At 37.2% G+C, this 14,528-nt stretch carries 16 protein-coding genes and 3 pseudogenes; 10 read left to right on the forward strand and 9 right to left on the reverse strand.

Going from position 1 to position 14,528, the window contains the following annotated elements; all coding sequences use genetic code 11:
• The first annotated feature begins 281 nt into the window (after positions 1-281).
• Positions 282-899: a phosphohexomutase domain-containing protein gene (locus tag CWATDRAFT_RS22755; protein ID WP_007307214.1), complete on the forward strand. Its 618-nt coding sequence runs from the start codon at positions 282-284 to the stop codon at positions 897-899.
• A gap of 251 nt (positions 900-1,150) precedes the next feature.
• The gene (locus CWATDRAFT_RS22760; RefSeq protein WP_007307215.1) at positions 1,151-1,426 is read left to right on the forward strand and encodes a hypothetical protein; all 276 of its coding nucleotides are present in this window, start codon (positions 1,151-1,153) and stop codon (positions 1,424-1,426) included.
• Between the two features lie 216 nt (positions 1,427-1,642).
• Here the strand turns inward: CWATDRAFT_RS22760 and CWATDRAFT_RS22765 are convergent, their stop codons facing one another.
• Positions 1,643-2,038 (reverse strand): hypothetical protein, encoded by a 396-nt coding sequence (locus CWATDRAFT_RS22765; protein WP_007303423.1) that lies wholly within the window; start codon positions 2,036-2,038, stop codon positions 1,643-1,645.
• 79 nt (positions 2,039-2,117) lie between these two features.
• Here CWATDRAFT_RS22765 and CWATDRAFT_RS22770 point away from each other — a divergent pair, with 79 nt between their 5' ends.
• The gene (locus CWATDRAFT_RS22770) at positions 2,118-3,557 is read left to right on the forward strand and encodes an NF041680 family putative transposase (RefSeq protein ID WP_007307216.1); all 1,440 of its coding nucleotides are present in this window, start codon (positions 2,118-2,120) and stop codon (positions 3,555-3,557) included.
• A gap of 168 nt (positions 3,558-3,725) precedes the next feature.
• Here CWATDRAFT_RS22770 and CWATDRAFT_RS40310 read toward each other — a convergent pair whose 3' ends face one another.
• The 5 genes and pseudogenes from CWATDRAFT_RS40310 to clpS all read right to left on the reverse strand — a co-directional run bounded on the left by CWATDRAFT_RS40310 (position 3,726) and on the right by clpS (position 6,336).
• The gene (locus CWATDRAFT_RS40310) at positions 3,726-4,715 is read right to left on the reverse strand and encodes a hypothetical protein (RefSeq protein ID WP_007312285.1); all 990 of its coding nucleotides are present in this window, start codon (positions 4,713-4,715) and stop codon (positions 3,726-3,728) included.
• A gap of 258 nt (positions 4,716-4,973) precedes the next feature.
• Positions 4,974-5,144: pseudogene (locus CWATDRAFT_RS41155) on the reverse strand (pentapeptide repeat-containing protein); the annotation flags it as partial.
• Between the two features lie 21 nt (positions 5,145-5,165).
• Positions 5,166-5,678, reverse strand: coding sequence for a hypothetical protein (locus CWATDRAFT_RS40320; RefSeq protein WP_007307218.1), 513 nt, complete (start codon positions 5,676-5,678; stop codon positions 5,166-5,168).
• 64 nt (positions 5,679-5,742) lie between these two features.
• Complete coding sequence (locus CWATDRAFT_RS22780) at positions 5,743-6,039, reverse strand: DUF2103 domain-containing protein (RefSeq protein ID WP_007307219.1); 297 nt, start codon at positions 6,037-6,039, stop codon at positions 5,743-5,745.
• Positions 6,040-6,042: 3 nt separating this feature from the next.
• Positions 6,043-6,336 carry an ATP-dependent Clp protease adapter ClpS gene (gene clpS, locus CWATDRAFT_RS22785; RefSeq protein ID WP_021830171.1) on the reverse strand — a complete coding sequence of 98 codons (294 nt, stop codon included), beginning with the start codon at positions 6,334-6,336 and terminating at the stop codon, positions 6,043-6,045.
• A 361-nt stretch (positions 6,337-6,697) separates the two neighbouring features.
• On the opposite strand from clpS, the gene modA reads away from it, so the two are divergent.
• Positions 6,698-7,480 (forward strand): molybdate ABC transporter substrate-binding protein, encoded by a 783-nt coding sequence (gene modA / locus CWATDRAFT_RS22790; protein WP_007307221.1) that lies wholly within the window; start codon positions 6,698-6,700, stop codon positions 7,478-7,480.
• A gap of 85 nt (positions 7,481-7,565) precedes the next feature.
• Here the strand turns inward: modA and CWATDRAFT_RS22795 are convergent, their stop codons facing one another.
• Positions 7,566-7,796: a hypothetical protein gene (locus tag CWATDRAFT_RS22795; RefSeq protein ID WP_021835855.1), complete on the reverse strand. Its 231-nt coding sequence runs from the start codon at positions 7,794-7,796 to the stop codon at positions 7,566-7,568.
• Positions 7,797-7,996: 200 nt separating this feature from the next.
• On the opposite strand from CWATDRAFT_RS22795, the gene CWATDRAFT_RS22800 reads away from it, so the two are divergent.
• The 5 genes from CWATDRAFT_RS22800 to CWATDRAFT_RS22820 all read left to right on the forward strand — a co-directional run bounded on the left by CWATDRAFT_RS22800 (position 7,997) and on the right by CWATDRAFT_RS22820 (position 12,366).
• Positions 7,997-8,248, forward strand: coding sequence for a 2TM domain-containing protein (locus tag CWATDRAFT_RS22800; protein WP_007307222.1), 252 nt, complete (start codon positions 7,997-7,999; stop codon positions 8,246-8,248).
• The gene (locus CWATDRAFT_RS22805; protein ID WP_007307223.1) at positions 8,241-8,546 is read left to right on the forward strand and encodes a DUF3181 family protein; all 306 of its coding nucleotides are present in this window, start codon (positions 8,241-8,243) and stop codon (positions 8,544-8,546) included. Before CWATDRAFT_RS22800 ends, CWATDRAFT_RS22805 begins: the two co-directional genes overlap by 8 nt.
• Positions 8,547-8,641: 95 nt before the next feature.
• Entirely contained in the window at positions 8,642-9,829 is a 1,188-nt protein-coding gene (locus CWATDRAFT_RS22810; RefSeq protein WP_007307224.1) for a pyridoxal phosphate-dependent aminotransferase, read from the forward strand.
• Between the two features lie 38 nt (positions 9,830-9,867).
• On the forward strand, positions 9,868-11,265 hold the full coding sequence (locus tag CWATDRAFT_RS22815) for a hypothetical protein (RefSeq protein WP_042712196.1): 1,398 nt from the start codon (positions 9,868-9,870) through the stop codon (positions 11,263-11,265).
• Positions 11,266-11,382: 117 nt separating this feature from the next.
• A complete protein-coding gene (locus CWATDRAFT_RS22820; protein ID WP_007307226.1) occupies positions 11,383-12,366 on the forward strand; it encodes a GntR family transcriptional regulator in 984 nt (327 codons plus the stop codon).
• 30 nt (positions 12,367-12,396) lie between these two features.
• On the opposite strand, the pseudogene CWATDRAFT_RS41490 reads toward CWATDRAFT_RS22820, so the two are convergent.
• Positions 12,397-12,661: pseudogene (locus CWATDRAFT_RS41490) on the reverse strand (hypothetical protein); the annotation flags it as partial.
• A 135-nt stretch (positions 12,662-12,796) separates the two neighbouring features.
• Here CWATDRAFT_RS41490 and CWATDRAFT_RS22830 point away from each other — a divergent pair.
• Positions 12,797-14,323: an IS5-like element ISCwa2 family transposase gene (locus CWATDRAFT_RS22830; protein ID WP_007307228.1), complete on the forward strand. Its 1,527-nt coding sequence runs from the start codon at positions 12,797-12,799 to the stop codon at positions 14,321-14,323.
• A gap of 26 nt (positions 14,324-14,349) precedes the next feature.
• On the opposite strand, the pseudogene CWATDRAFT_RS41950 reads toward CWATDRAFT_RS22830, so the two are convergent.
• A pseudogene (locus CWATDRAFT_RS41950) lies at positions 14,350-14,412 on the reverse strand (RNA-guided endonuclease InsQ/TnpB family protein); the annotation flags it as partial.
• Between the last annotated feature and the right edge of the window lie 116 nt (positions 14,413-14,528).

Here is a 14,528-nt window from a genome sequence, read left to right on the forward strand (position 1 = left end):
CCTAAAACTTTGCCGCGACAATCCGGTCCAATTAGTTTAGCCACAGTTTCGTGAAATATTGTTGGGGATAAAGTCCCCGAACTTTGGACCGCTTTCCGAGGAAACGGCGATCCAAATATGTTTTAGGCAAGAATTGTGTGGCAACCCCTAAGCGATAGTTTACCGGTTTAACCCCAACGCTACCCTAGTACAGGGTATAAAGACGGTATTGCTGAAGTTGCTAGATCAATGCCCACCAGTGCCGCAGCCGATCGGAGGTTGCTGCTAAACTAGGCATAGATTTGTTACGAAACCCCCACCGGCTGGAATTCTTTGGTAACTTATTGGATGCAGGAAAAGCCACCCTTTGCGGTGAGGAAAGTTTCGGCACAGGTTCCAACCATATTCGCGAAAAAGACGGTTTATGGGCAGTGCTTTTCTGGTTAAACATTTTAGCCGTTAAAGGGGAGTCTGTAGAAAAAATTGTCCGTGATCACTGGCAGGTATACGGCCGTAACTTCTATTCCCGTCATGACTACGAAGAAGTGGAGTCAGGGCCTGCAAATGAGTTAATGGAGCGTCTGCGATCGCAGGTTGGAGAAATGAAGGGCAAAACCTATGGTAACTATGAAGTTGACTATGCAGATGACTTTGCTTATACTGATCCCGTAGATGGTAGCGTTAGCCAAAAACAAGGAATTCGTATTGGCTTTACCGATGGTTCTCGGATCGTTTTCCGCCTCTCAGGAACGGGAACCAAAGGGGCAACTTTACGGGTCTACATCGAAAGTTATGAACCCGATGCCAATAAACATGGTGTAGAGACCCAAGAAGCCCTATCACCACTCATTCAATTAGCAGAAGAAATCGCCCAAATTAAGCAATTTACCGGACGGGATAAACCCACGGTTATTACCTAAATTTGTTGATCTTATTCATAGGGGGTATACTATGATTATGCCCCAAACTTATTTATTATAAACGAAATTACTCTTCTATAGATTTTCAAGAAAAAACATAAATCAATCATTCCTGATAAAAAAGTTCTCTCCTTACTGATATTTTATGAAAAAGTCGCTATGATAAAAAGTAGCAAGATTAATGAAATCTTAGCGACTTTCCTTATAGTTTACTCAAGACCACCCTTTTGCAATTTTAAGTTGATACTACTATGATTGACTCATCTGTCAATACAATTGAAGAATTCGATCTCTCCCGTGAAGAGAGAGTCATTGAAATTCAAAACCTCATTGAAACCCTACGGGTTGCTGAGGAGATCGCTAGTAAAGGTTACTTAATTACTAGCTCAGAATTAGCTGATTTAATGGACATCAATGCCAGTGCAGTCACCAGTCGTGGTGATCATTGGTCTTGGCGTAACTGGGTTGTTTCGAGGGTTCGCCGAGAAGGAAACCAAATTCTTTGGCAACTGGAAAAAATCGATTAAATCAGACATTCAAGCTGAATTGTGACCAATTAGGTGAGAGTATGTTTTTAAGTTTAGTCTTAGACATATTCTCACCTTTTGATTGGACTTTGGATAAAAAACAATTGTTAGCGTAAATTTTACGCTAAACATATCTCCAGAGCTAAAATAGAGAATTAAGGTGATTTTAAAAACTCTCTTTCCATCTTTTTAGGGGATTTTAAATATTAAATAGCTTCATTCAGTTTCGGTTCCAATATAGATATCTAAGTAGCTTTCAGTTAGAGATTGAATGACTCGTTCTAATTCATCAATGAGATTTCTTCTAGTGAGTTTTTCTACAGCATCAATATGAGCAGAACTTCCGGCTCGTCCTAAATATTTATATTTGGTTTTTTTCTCATTATTAGTGGCCATAGGAAAAATTGATTCAGCAGCCTGTAGTTTATAATACCAGTAGATTGTTCCCTTTCGATTAACCTGATAACGAATAATATGACAATTAGCTGGTGCTACTTCCCCTTCCCGTTCAATTTTCTTTATTTTCTGTTTAAGAGAGCGAATTAGACTCTTAATTTGTTTGGCTCTCAGGTGGACATCTTGACTGGTCTTAAGTTCGGAATGTGATGACATTAGCCTTAACTATAACAAACAACCTCTTTTGATGTTAGCGTGTATATTCCGCTAATTTATAAGGTAATAAATTTTAAAAATGACCAAAAATGAAACGGCTACGTCTGTCGAGGAATTCCTGGTGTGGAGGTCTAACCTCTTCCAAGGACTAAAAGCTAGAAAAGAAACTATTATAGAATTACTCGATGCCCTCTCCAGTAACCAACAAGCTCACTCAGTCGTTGAATTGTCTCTCAATCCTTTATTTAGAAGAGATTATAACAGTTTATATAGAGGAATTCAAGAGTTTTTACCCACTCAAACTGACCCTAATTATGAACAGAGAATTGAGACTTTATTTTCAGCGGTATCGAGAACAATTCCTCCCACTTCAAAACATTATAACTTATTTGGTATTGACACAACTCCCTGTCCACGACCGTTTGCCGAAACGTTAGCGGATAAAACCTTTATTCATTACCCCAATCCAATTAAGGGAAATAAACCCATTAATATTGGACATTGTTATTCCGTTGTCTGCGCTTTACCTGACCAAATAGACACAGAAAAAGTCCCTTGGGCTGTCCCCTTATCAGGAGAGCGAGTCCCCTCTAAACATAAAGGAGTAAATCAAGGCAATCAACAACTAAAAAAAATCTGGCAAAGTTCTTTATTTTCTGATAAATTATCTGTCTTAGTGGCTGATAGTGACTACAGCCAAAAGGATTTTATTGGGGAACAAGTTAAGCATGAAGACCTAGTTACTATTACAAGAGTTAGAAGTGACCGAGTTTTTTATCGTCAATTTATTCGGGACCCAAATCAAGCCAAAACTTCGGGACATCCCCGTTGGTATGGGGATAAATTTGACCTTAAAGATGACCAAACTTGGACTGAACCTGATGAAGTTCATCATGTTCCCTTTACAACGAAAAAAGGTCGTCAATTAACAGTGACTATTTCGGGATGGAAACAGATGTTAATGAGAGGAACTAAAAACTATAAAATGAACAATCACCCCTTTACTTTACTCCAGATTGTTGTCAGAGCTCAAGAAAGAAATAGTATTTGGAAACCTATGTGGCTTATTGTTATTGGTTCTCGGCGCGATGAGTTAAGTTTAGTTGATTGTTATCAGTGTTATCGACAACGTTATGACATGGAACATCTTTTTCGATTTGGTAAACAAAGATTATTGATGACATCTTATTTAACTCCCGATGTACATCATGAAGAAAATTGGTTTAAACTAACACTTCTTTCTTATGTAAATTTGTGGGCTGCCAGAAAATTAGCTGTGGTTTTACCCCGTGATTGGGAACAGTATTTGAAGACTAATAAATCCATCAAAATCACCCCTAGTCTAGTTCAAAGAGACTTTTCAAGAATAATTACGACCTTGGGGACTTTCGCCAAATTTCCCAAACGTCGAGGTTTTTCTTCCGGACGTATTAAAGGTTACAAAAAAGCCCCACGAACTCGTCATGATGTTATCAAGAAAGGGAGCAAAAAATCAACTGAAAACTTAAAAGCTCCTTAGTTTTCCTCAGAATCTATAGATTAGCCCTATTTGTCAGCCAATTTTATTGACTGATACAGAGCCGATATTTTGGGATTTTAGTTTAGCGTAAAATATACGCTAACAAACTTTTTTTGTCCAAAGTCCAATAAGAACGAATCGCACTTTATTAAACATTCATTGAGCAACTTATTTTAAATAAATCAGTAAATTTAATCCTGGAATAGTACGAGAAAGCGTCCATAATAATAAGGCAATATATAATGAACCTAATATCCATTGATACCAGACTAAAGTAGAGATTAACCCAGGAAGATGTTGATCTCTTAGTCGAATATCATTAAAGCCTAATTTTAAAAAATTGTTCAAACTAAAATCATAATAATTCAACCAATTCCAACGTTTTTCCCACACTAAAGGAGTGTAGCGATCGCGGAAAAAAGGAAATTCGGGAATAACAGGTAAACGAACAATTAATAATTGTAACTGTCGCATCGATCCATCCAAAAGAAAATAAGAACTTTCCATTAAATCATGATATCTTCCTTTTTGATAAATCAAAGTAACTATAGATAAAGGAATGGGAATTAATAATAAACTTAAACAGAATAATGTAATCAAAGGATATTCAGCAGAATTGAAAATCTCGATGGTGCCAATGCTGAATAAAGAAACACCACTACTAACCATACATACGATATCATAAATCTTAGGAATAATCGGTTTAGGATAACGCTTTCGCCAACGATCCAATAACCAAAATAATACTCCAAAATAACCAATAGTAATTAAACCAATACCTAATAATAAACTAAAATTTGTTCCATATTGACTCAATAATAATAAAATACTTAATAATAAATACTGACCTATTTTTTGAATAAATTTGACTCGCCAATAGTCTGGATACGGAGTTGTTATTATTTCTGCTGATAATTGTTTTTGCCGTAATTTTTGGGTTTTATATTCTAATTGATTAGCATCATAAATCTGTTCTAGATTACGAAAATTTTGAATAAAGTTAAGTAAAACAGTTTCATTCCCTTCTAAACTATTGAGATACATAAATTTGGCAATTTTTCCCGTGTTTCCTAAAACCTTAGCCCCATCTGCATCAAAAGCAAATCCTGTGATATTAATCCCTTTGTCTTTTAAAAATTCGGCATTACTAAAGTTCATTATACCTAATAATTTTATGTCTTGTAAATCGAGTAAATCTTTAAAATAGCTGTTACGGAATGATATACTTTTCTCAAAAGTTGAATCTGAAAATTTTGTTAAACCTAGAAAAATACTATTAGAGAACAATAGGCGATCTAGAAAATTAATGTTGACAAAATTGCTTGTTTCTGCCCAAAAAGTGTAACTAAAGTTAGCCAACTTATTGAAACTAGATTCACTAAAATCACTTACTTGCTTAAATTTAGCGTAAGTAAAATCACAATTCCCTAAAAATTGAACTTGATTAAATTTTACGGTTTCTAAAAATTGGCTATTATTAAAGTTAATATTTTCTTCAAAAATCGAGCCACTGAAATTAACTTTTCTACCTAAATAACTATTGCTAAAATTAACGTCTTTTGTAAAATCACTATTTTTTGCTTCTATTTTTTGTAAAAAAAGAGTGTCTTAAAAACTCATTTTTTCAGTCAATATTGATTCATTAAATTTTAATGCCCCACGAAATAAAATAATTGAGTTGATATTGTCTAGAGGTTGGGGAGAAAATCTGTTATTAGACTCTATAATTTTCTGTTCGCTTATTGTTAAATTTTTGGGTAAAGTTTCTGGAGATAATATAATTGATATTCCTAAACGACTACTTAACAACTCTCCCTTGATTAAAGAATGACTAAAATCTAAACCAGTTACTTGATCACTATAGTTTAAATAATGTTGCACTTGGCGATAAAATTCCTCCTTAAACTCGTTATTCTCTTCCGTTAAATCTATTTCTAAAGAGGTTAAATCAAGAGTTAAAATACCGTCTTGTAGTTGTGGAGACTTAATTCTTTCTTGTAATATTTCAGGTGTTAAAATAACCCTTTCTACATCAGCTAAATTTGAGTAAGGATACGAAAAAAATAAAAATATTAGTAATAATAAAAATGTGAAAAAATGAGTAACTTCTCTAATATTCATCTTAAGATAAAAATAAACTCAATTATTTTTTTAAAAATGATGATCAGATATTAACTTTAATTAATTATCCATTATTTAAAACTTCTTTGATAGTAGATTCTAATTCTTTTTGACTCAAATCTGTTACAATGAAAACTTCTTGTACTGTTTTTCCTTGTCGTGCGATCGCCTTATAACCACCACGAATGGGAACAGAAACCCGTAGTTTTAACTGGGGACAATGGCCTTTAGCACGACTAATAACACCAGGGGTAACGGTGGTAATACCTGGATAATTAATCAGTTTTTCTAGTATAGGAATTAACCCATCAAGATGAGTCGAATGATTCCAGACTAACCTCCCTTTATCCCCTCTAGTCATGACTTATGCTTCCTCCAATGGGGCCATAGTTAACCCTTCACGACGTAGCTGTTGATGGTATAATTCTGCTTGTTCCTGGGGTCCTGTCCAGACAGTAGCTAACCCTTCAAAATGAACTTGTTCTGTGAGTTCCCAAGCGCGATCGCTACTCATTCCAGGAATATATTTCAGCAAACACTTAGCTACATGATCAAATGTGTTAAAGTCATCATTGAGGACAATTACTTTATAATTAGGGTAACGTTTACGCTCAACAACCGTTGCTCCCTTTGGCGCAGTCGATGTAGAAGTGGCCATCCCTCTAATGCCTATGGATAGTCTCTTACTCATGGTTCTTAGTCAATAGAAAAGTTCTTAAAATAGCGCAACTACCCACAATAATAACATAAAGTATCAAATATTTTGTTCACTTAAAGACTAAATTTATCTTTTATTATCAGAATTCATAGTTGCCGTGAGAAAAGACAATATTCTTTTCATTATTAGGCGATCGCACTCTATTAAATTCCTTAAAAAACCTAGTATAAAATTCCAGAGCATCCCGTGACGATGCAACGCCATCATAAAATATGTTAGCCTATAAGAAAATTTATGATGCCTTTTAAATAACTAATTTTATCTTAACCTTTAGTTAAATTCCCTTGCCTTCTTGATTTCTATGAAAAGAAAACATTTTTTAGCTTTAACATTAGCGAGTTTTGTAACAGCTTGTACATCGTCTAATCCTAATCCAAAAGCTCCTTCCAAAGTTACTTTAACCATATCGGTTGCTGCTAGTTTGCAAGATGTGATGAAAGCAGTAAAAAATATTTATCAACTAGAAAACCCAAACCTAGAAATTATTTATAATTTTGGTTCTTCCGGTTCGTTGCAACAACAAATAGAACAGGGTGCGCCCACAGATGTCTTTATATCTGCTGCGCCTAAACAAATGAATGTGCTAGAAAAAAGAGGATTATTATTAACACAGACTCGTCAAAATTTATTAACAAACAATCTTGTTTTAATCACCCCAAAAGACAGCACAACATCCGTAACTTTTGAGACATTATCTACGGCTGATTTAGAAAAAATTGCTTTAGGAGATCCCGATAGCGTACCTGCTGGACAATACGGCAAACAGGTTTTCAACTCATTAAAAGCCTACGATAAACTAACACCAAAATTGGTCTATGGAAAAAGTGTTCGTCAGGTTCTTTTTTATGTAGAAACTGGCAACGTCGACGCTGGTATTGTCTATGCTACCGATGCAACAATATCTAGTAAAGTCAAGGTAACAGACACTGCCCCTGAAGATTCACATTCTCCGATAATTTATCCTATCGCTGTTATTAAAGAAAGCAAAAAAACCGAAGAATCGCAAAAGTTTATTGACTTTTTATTATCAGAAAAAGGTCAATCTGTTTTTGCTGATTATGGGTTTACAAAACCTGAGAATTGATACGTAATAGAGGGAGTAAAGTCTGTAACTTACTTTACTCCCTTATGATAATTCTTTCATTGATAATTTTGGCTTTAAGATAAGGTTAAGCAACAATAAGCTCGATAACAGTAGCTAAAAACATAGCAAAAGCACCTACTTTTAATAAACCAGTCATACCGTTATCGTCATTAGTAGTTATTTGGTTATCACTCCCTTGTAAATGGCCATAAACATTAACCGCTCCCATCATAAAGAATAATAAAGATAATAAGCTCATCCCTTCACCTTGTTTATTCTTGGAAAGATTGGTTTTTGTGTATTTATACTTATTCATAAATTGTCACTCCATAGGTATCATTCGGCGCAAGTGTTTAACGCCTTATCTATCAATATGTTAACAAATGTAAAATATATTGACAAGTATTTGACAAAAGGGCAGTGTAGTGATAACGGAGACAAGACTAATCTGTTCAAGAAAAATCAAAGCAAGATTCTGTTAAAATAGTAGTAAGAAGTTACGTCAGAGATAAATATATGCCTCCTCGTTGGCCTCGCAAACCCGATCGCGCCGATCCTGACTATCGTCGCCTCGATGATCGCATGACCTTTGCTGTTCACGTCGCTGCTTTCCTAGCCTGTAACTCAGGTGTTTGGTTTGTTCACAATCTAAAACAAGCAGAGTGGGAGTGGATAGTCTGGTTCTCAGGAATCTGGGGAGTGGTACTATTGGGGCATTTACTGTATATAGCTGCCATCGCTGACTACAGCGAAAAATACAATGGCTAATGATCAAACAACCCAAGCGGTTGAATCCCTGGCCGCTGAAATCGGGGAAAATATCTATATGGATGTGGCCAAGTGGCATCTTTACCTAGCTGATGCCCATCTGCACACCGTTGTAGCCGAAAAAGTCTATCCCATGATAGAAAATGAGGAAGTAAGCGAAGACGGTGTCATCGAAATTCTTCGTCAAATATCTGTTTCCTTGGGAGGTGGGAGAAGAGAAGTTCCTCTATTGGAATTATTACCCCTGCAATGTCAAATGAATTTAATGGATTTACTAGAAGAATTTCTGAAAAAATGAGCTTTTCTAGAAGACAAAAAGTTGTACAATACAAATATAGTCGTCCTATCAGGAAATAATCCTCTTAGGGAAAAAATAGGCAGGGAAGCAAAAATATGATTCAATTGGCCAATAGGGTAACACAAGTAACTCCCTCCCTCACCCTAGCCATTACCGCCAAAGCCAAAGAAATGAAGGCTCAAGGGGTTGATATATGTAGCTTTAGTTCCGGGGAACCGGACTTTGATACTCCTCAATACATAAAAGACGCTGCCGTGTCGGCTTTAGATCAAGGGAAGACGAAATACGGAGCAGTGGCAGGAGAACCCGGACTCAGAGAGGCGATCGCAAGAAAGTTAAATAATGATAGTCAGTTAAACTATAGCCCCAATAACGTGATTGTCACTAACGGGGGCAAACATTCCCTATTTAACTTAATGTTGGCCTTGATTGAGCCAGGAGATGAAGTCATTATCCCTGCTCCTTATTGGCTAAGTTATCCAGAAATGGTCAAACTAGCCCAAGGCAACCCAATTATTGTCGACACCACCGCAGAAACCGACTATAAAATAACCCCAGAGCAACTGCGTCAAGCCATTACCAGCAAGACAAAATTATTCGTACTCAATTCTCCCTCAAATCCCACCGGAACAGTTTACAATCCGGCAGAAATTAAAGCCCTAGCTGAAGTTATTGTGGAACATAACTTATGGGTAGTTTCCGATGAAATTTACGAGAAAATTCTCTACGATGGGGTAGTACATATCAGCATCGGCTCTCTAGGAGAAGAAATCTTGAAGCGCACCATTATCAGTAATGGATTTGCTAAAAGTTACTCCATGACAGGGTGGCGTATTGGTTATTTAGCCGGCCCTGAGCCACTAATTAAAGCAGTCAGCACCATCCAAAGCCATAGCACCTCCAACGTTTGTACCTTTGCTCAATACGGAGCTATTGCTGCCTTAGAAAGCCCAAAATCTCCCCCTTGTTTGCAAACCATGCGCGATGCTTTTAGTCAACGTCGTCAAGTCATCCTAGAAAAAATTAGGGCCATCCCTCAACTCAGTTGTCCAACTCCAATGGGGTCGTTTTATGTCTTTGTTGATATTAGCAAAACAGGACTTAACTCCCTAGAATTTTGCGATCAGTTGTTAGAAAAACAACAAGTGGCTGCTATCCCAGGTAAAGCCTTCGGGGCCGATCATTGTATTCGTCTTTCTTATGCTACAGATTTAGCATCCATTGAAAAAGGAATGGATAGAATCGAAAGATTTGTGCAAGAAACAAAAGTAAACCAACTTTAGTCTCAAAATGTGGCGATAGTTAACGTTCTAAACCCTCAATGCCACTAACTAAAATACCCTTATTTTTCCTCTTGTTTGCCAGTTCCTTGATGGTTTCTATTCCCTCCTCCTCGAAAATGTGTGTGGGGATGGCTAGGGCAGCAGAAGTGAGAGCTTTTGGTCAAACCGGTTCTAATGCCGGGGGCGGAGTTTCGGGGAACAATGGAAAAGATAGTGATAATTTGACTATTTTTGCCGATGGTTCTCCCTTAACCCTCAATTTAGCCGGAGAAGACGGTAAACCTGGCCAGCAAGGGCAAACGGGAGAAGACGCTGATTGTCAAAATCAACCTACTGGGGTAAAACATAACCTACTAGCCCCCAGTGGTGGTAATGGTGGCAATGGTGGCAACGGTGGAGATGGGGGCAATGGGGGCTATTTAACCGTTTACGCAACGGACTTATCTCAGCTACAACAAATCTTTGTCAATGCCTCAGGAGGAAAAGGGGGACAAGCAGGACTTGGGGGTGAGGGGGGTCAAGCTTGTCGCTGTAGCGAACCCTATTGGACTCTAGAAACCTGTAATGGCAACCCTGGTGATCCTAACTATCGTTGTACGACCCTAGAATTTCGCTGTCAAGATGGCAAAAATGGGGCTAATGGTGTGAGTGGGGCTTTCGGTAGAGAGGGTTTACCTGGTCAACTGACCTTAATAAACTTAGATCAGCCTCTACAACCAGATAAACCAGCCTCTAGTGTAACTATGGCTGCTTTGAGAGATAAGGGTTATTTATTGTCTAAAAATATTTGGGAAACTCGCAATGGGGCAGCGACATTATTTGCTCCAGGTTCGGTGATTAATGATCAATATTTAGCCTTGGTTCAACGCTTAGAACGTTCTTTTTTATTGATTTGGAATGCCCCTCAACCCTTTAATAAATTTGCCCAAGAAAAAATGACGTTACAATACGAAAGTGATCAGGGCATTAGGGTGAATATTCCTGATAATATTTGGATTGAAGGTACTACGCGACAACGGAATAATCTTACTCAGTTTATCGTCTATAATGCTATTTATAAACAAGATGCTACTCGTTTAAAGAGTGAAGGACTCTCCAGGAGAGGAGGGGACTTAAGATTAACTTTGATTGATGAAGCAGATCAATCTAATTTAATTGCGACAAAGTTTGAGATTACTTATAGTGTTACTCGTTCTAATCCTCGCTTTCGCACTGTGTCTGATTATACAACCAAATATGAAGGGGAAATACCAGAAGATTTAGTTATTTTAGAGGGGGATAAATTTACCCTTGATATCGGCAAGTTACCCATTGAATCTCAATATTTGCGCTCGGGTTTGGGGGTGGAAATTAAAATAGTAGCTACTAGAACTTTTGCTGGTTATACCGATCAACAAACTATTACCGTAACAGATGTTTTGGGACCTTTTCGCTGAAGATATGGTACCTTCAACAATTGACAATGGATAATTATCCGTTGGCAAACTATCAGGAACGATTCACTGTACAATTATGTCCATAAATCTGAATAGGATTTAATCGGGGTGGTGGCTATGCTTCAATTTAAAATACAATCTGATAGTGATATTCCCGCCTCTAAACAACTGTTCGATCAGATTCGGTTTGCGATCGCCTCTCGTCAATATCCCCCTGGCCATCGTTTACCCAGTACCCGTCAACTGGCTACCATGACGGGACTACATCGCAACACCATCAGTAAGGTTTATCAACAACTGGAAGAAGCAAGCTTAGTTGAGTCCATGGCCGGTTCGGGAATATATGTTAAGGAGCAAAATAAGCAAGATATTTCCTTGCCCGAAACTCCTTTATTTAGCCAGTATCCTCAAGAAAGTAAACTGATCCATAAAACTTTAGATGAACTGCTTAAGCAAGGGTTAACCCTCTCCCAAGCCAAAGAGTTATCTCTAGCGGTGATTGATTGGCGGTTGCGCTGTAGCGCGCAGTTAGTGGTGACGGTTCCCAGTAGGGATATGGGGGCAGGAGAACTGATTTTACAGGAGTTAGAAAAGGCTTTGGCTATTCCTGTAGAATTGGTTTCTATGGAGGATTTGGATCAGGTCTTATCTCAAAAAAAGTCGGCCACTGTCGTTACTAGCCGTTATTTTATCCCCGAAGCCGATTCGATCGCTTCTGCTCATGCAAACCGTGTTTTTCCCATCGATATTTATGATTATGGCAAAGAATTAGCTATAATTAAAAAATTACCACAAGATACTCGTTTAGGAATTGTTAGTTTAAGTCCAGGTATTATTCGAGTTGCAGAAATTCTCATCCACAGTTTACGGGGAGATGATCTATTATTGATTACTGCTCAGGCCAGCGATCGCCATCAACTTTTAACTTTGGTGCGATCGGCACAAACTATTATGAGTGATCCTGCTAGTTACTCTCTGGTTAGAGAAGCTATCCTAAATGTCAGAGATGATATTATTCGCCCTCCAGATGTAATATGTTCTGAATCTTACATTGGAGACACCTCTATTAACCTCCTAAAACGAGAATTAGGCTTAGGTTAGAGTTGACATACTCCCCCGTTACAACGCAGTTTAACGGGGGATTCTTTCCACATCACTGCTAGAAATTCCTTGCTCAACGAGACGACTTAAATTCTCAACGTTGCCATTAAGAACCCAGAGGTCGGACTCTCCCAAGGCGTTTGGGTCGGTTGGCGTATGCCCTACGCTACCGTTGAGATAATTTCCCAAATATTTCAAACCTTCTTGATTCAGACAGCGAGTGGGGGAAACCCCCAAGACCGCGCTGAATCGCCTTTTTAAGAATATTAATTGCTGCATTATGATCTCTATCTAGGGTTTGCTGAATAAAAGCAAAACCCTATTCTTTAAAAGGTTACACCCATATTCGCGATCGCAAAAAAGATCAGCTTTGTCGGCTACAAACCGCTATAATTGGTAGAAACACCTCCCAGTTGTTGGTTAAGAACAAATGTATCGAAAAGAGGAGCAACCTTTACCGCCCCCAGAAAAATTTGAATTACCTTTCGAGGGCAAATTGTCCCCCAATAATCGTTGGGTAATCATGGCAGAGTTGATACCTTGGGATGATTTTGAGGAAGAATATGCTAAACTTTTTTCAGCAGAAAAAGGTTCGCCAGCCAAACTATTTAGAATGGCATTAGGGACATTAATTATTAAGGAAAAATTAGGAACAAGTGATAGAGAAACTATAGAACAGATTAGAGAAAATCCCTATCTACAATACTTTATAGGTTTAAATTGTTATCAACAAGAGCCACCACTGGAATCTTCAATGCTAGTTCATTTTAGGAAAAGAATTGATGGAGAATTGATAAACAAAATCAATAAAAAAATAGTAAAAAGAGAAATAGACAAGAGTGATAAAGAAGTAAAAAAAAAGGATTGTCTCCAAGAAAAAGGAGAAAAAATAAAAAATAAAGGTAAACTAATTTTAGATGCGACTTGTGCGCCAGCAGACATCAAATACCCAATGGATTTAGGCATATTAAATCAAGCCAGAATTGAGACAGAAAGAATAATAGATAATCTTTATAAACCATTAAGAGTAAAATTGAGAAAAAAGCCGAGAACTTCTAGAATAATTGCTAGAAAGGAATACTTAAAAGTAGCTAAAAAACGAAAAGTATCTTATCAAGAAAGAAGAAAAGCTATCGGGAAACAGTTAAAATACCTTAAGAAAAATTTAGGAAATATAGAAGACTTATTTCAAGCTGGGGCTTCCCTGGAAAATCTGAGTAAAAGACAGAAAAATTGTCTAGAGACTATCAAAAAAGTTTATGAACAACAACAGTCAATGTGGGAGAATAAGACCCAGAGTGTTCCTCAAAGAATTGTAAGTTTAACTCAACGGCATATTCGTCCAATAGTGAGGGGAAAAGCAGGAAAACCAATAGAGTTTGGAGCTAAACTCTCAGTAAGCTGTGTAGATAACTATGTGTTTCTAGACAAAATAAGTTGGGAAAACTTCAATGAATCTTGTCATTTAAAAGAACAAGTAGAAAAGTATAAAGAAACGTTTGGCTATTATCCCGAATCCGTCCATGTAGATAAAATTTATCGAACTAGGAAAAACAGAAATTGGTGTAAGGAAAGAGGGATAAGAATCAGTGGTCCGAAGTTAGGAAGACCTCCGAAAAATGTCAGTGAAGAAGAAAAGAAACAAGCCCACTCCGATGAATGCTTCCGTAATGCTATTGAGGGAAAGTTTGGACAAGCTAAACGAAGATTTAGCCTAAATTTCGTGATGACAAAACTCCCTGAAACCTCCATTACATCTATTGCTATTACATTTTTAGTTGTCAATCTTTCTAAACTTCTGAGGCAGTTTTTGTCGCTTTTTTTGTCCTTATTTACTAATAATAGAACAGGAGAACTCATCAAACCGCCTTTCATTAATTTTGATTATACTTTAAACAATTTTTATGTACTAAAACTTATTGATTTGTCAGAAAATTCTTGGTCAAAAGTGGCATAAATTTTGGAGAAACTTTTTCAGCAAACCCTATCTAAGACTGTTTTACAGTTAGGGCATTGATGAGTTCTAGTGCTTAATGATTTTTGAACTCACGGGGTGACAAGTAGGTTGAAAAGTAAGTCCAGAGCGGTTTTTCTCTGTTACCCGACCCTAAACAATTGTCGGCAACCAGAGAGCTTATTGAGAATGAACGATAATGATAATC

This window comes from Crocosphaera watsonii WH 8501 (genome assembly GCF_000167195.1).
GTDB lineage: Bacteria > Cyanobacteriota > Cyanobacteriia > Cyanobacteriales > Microcystaceae > Crocosphaera > Crocosphaera watsonii.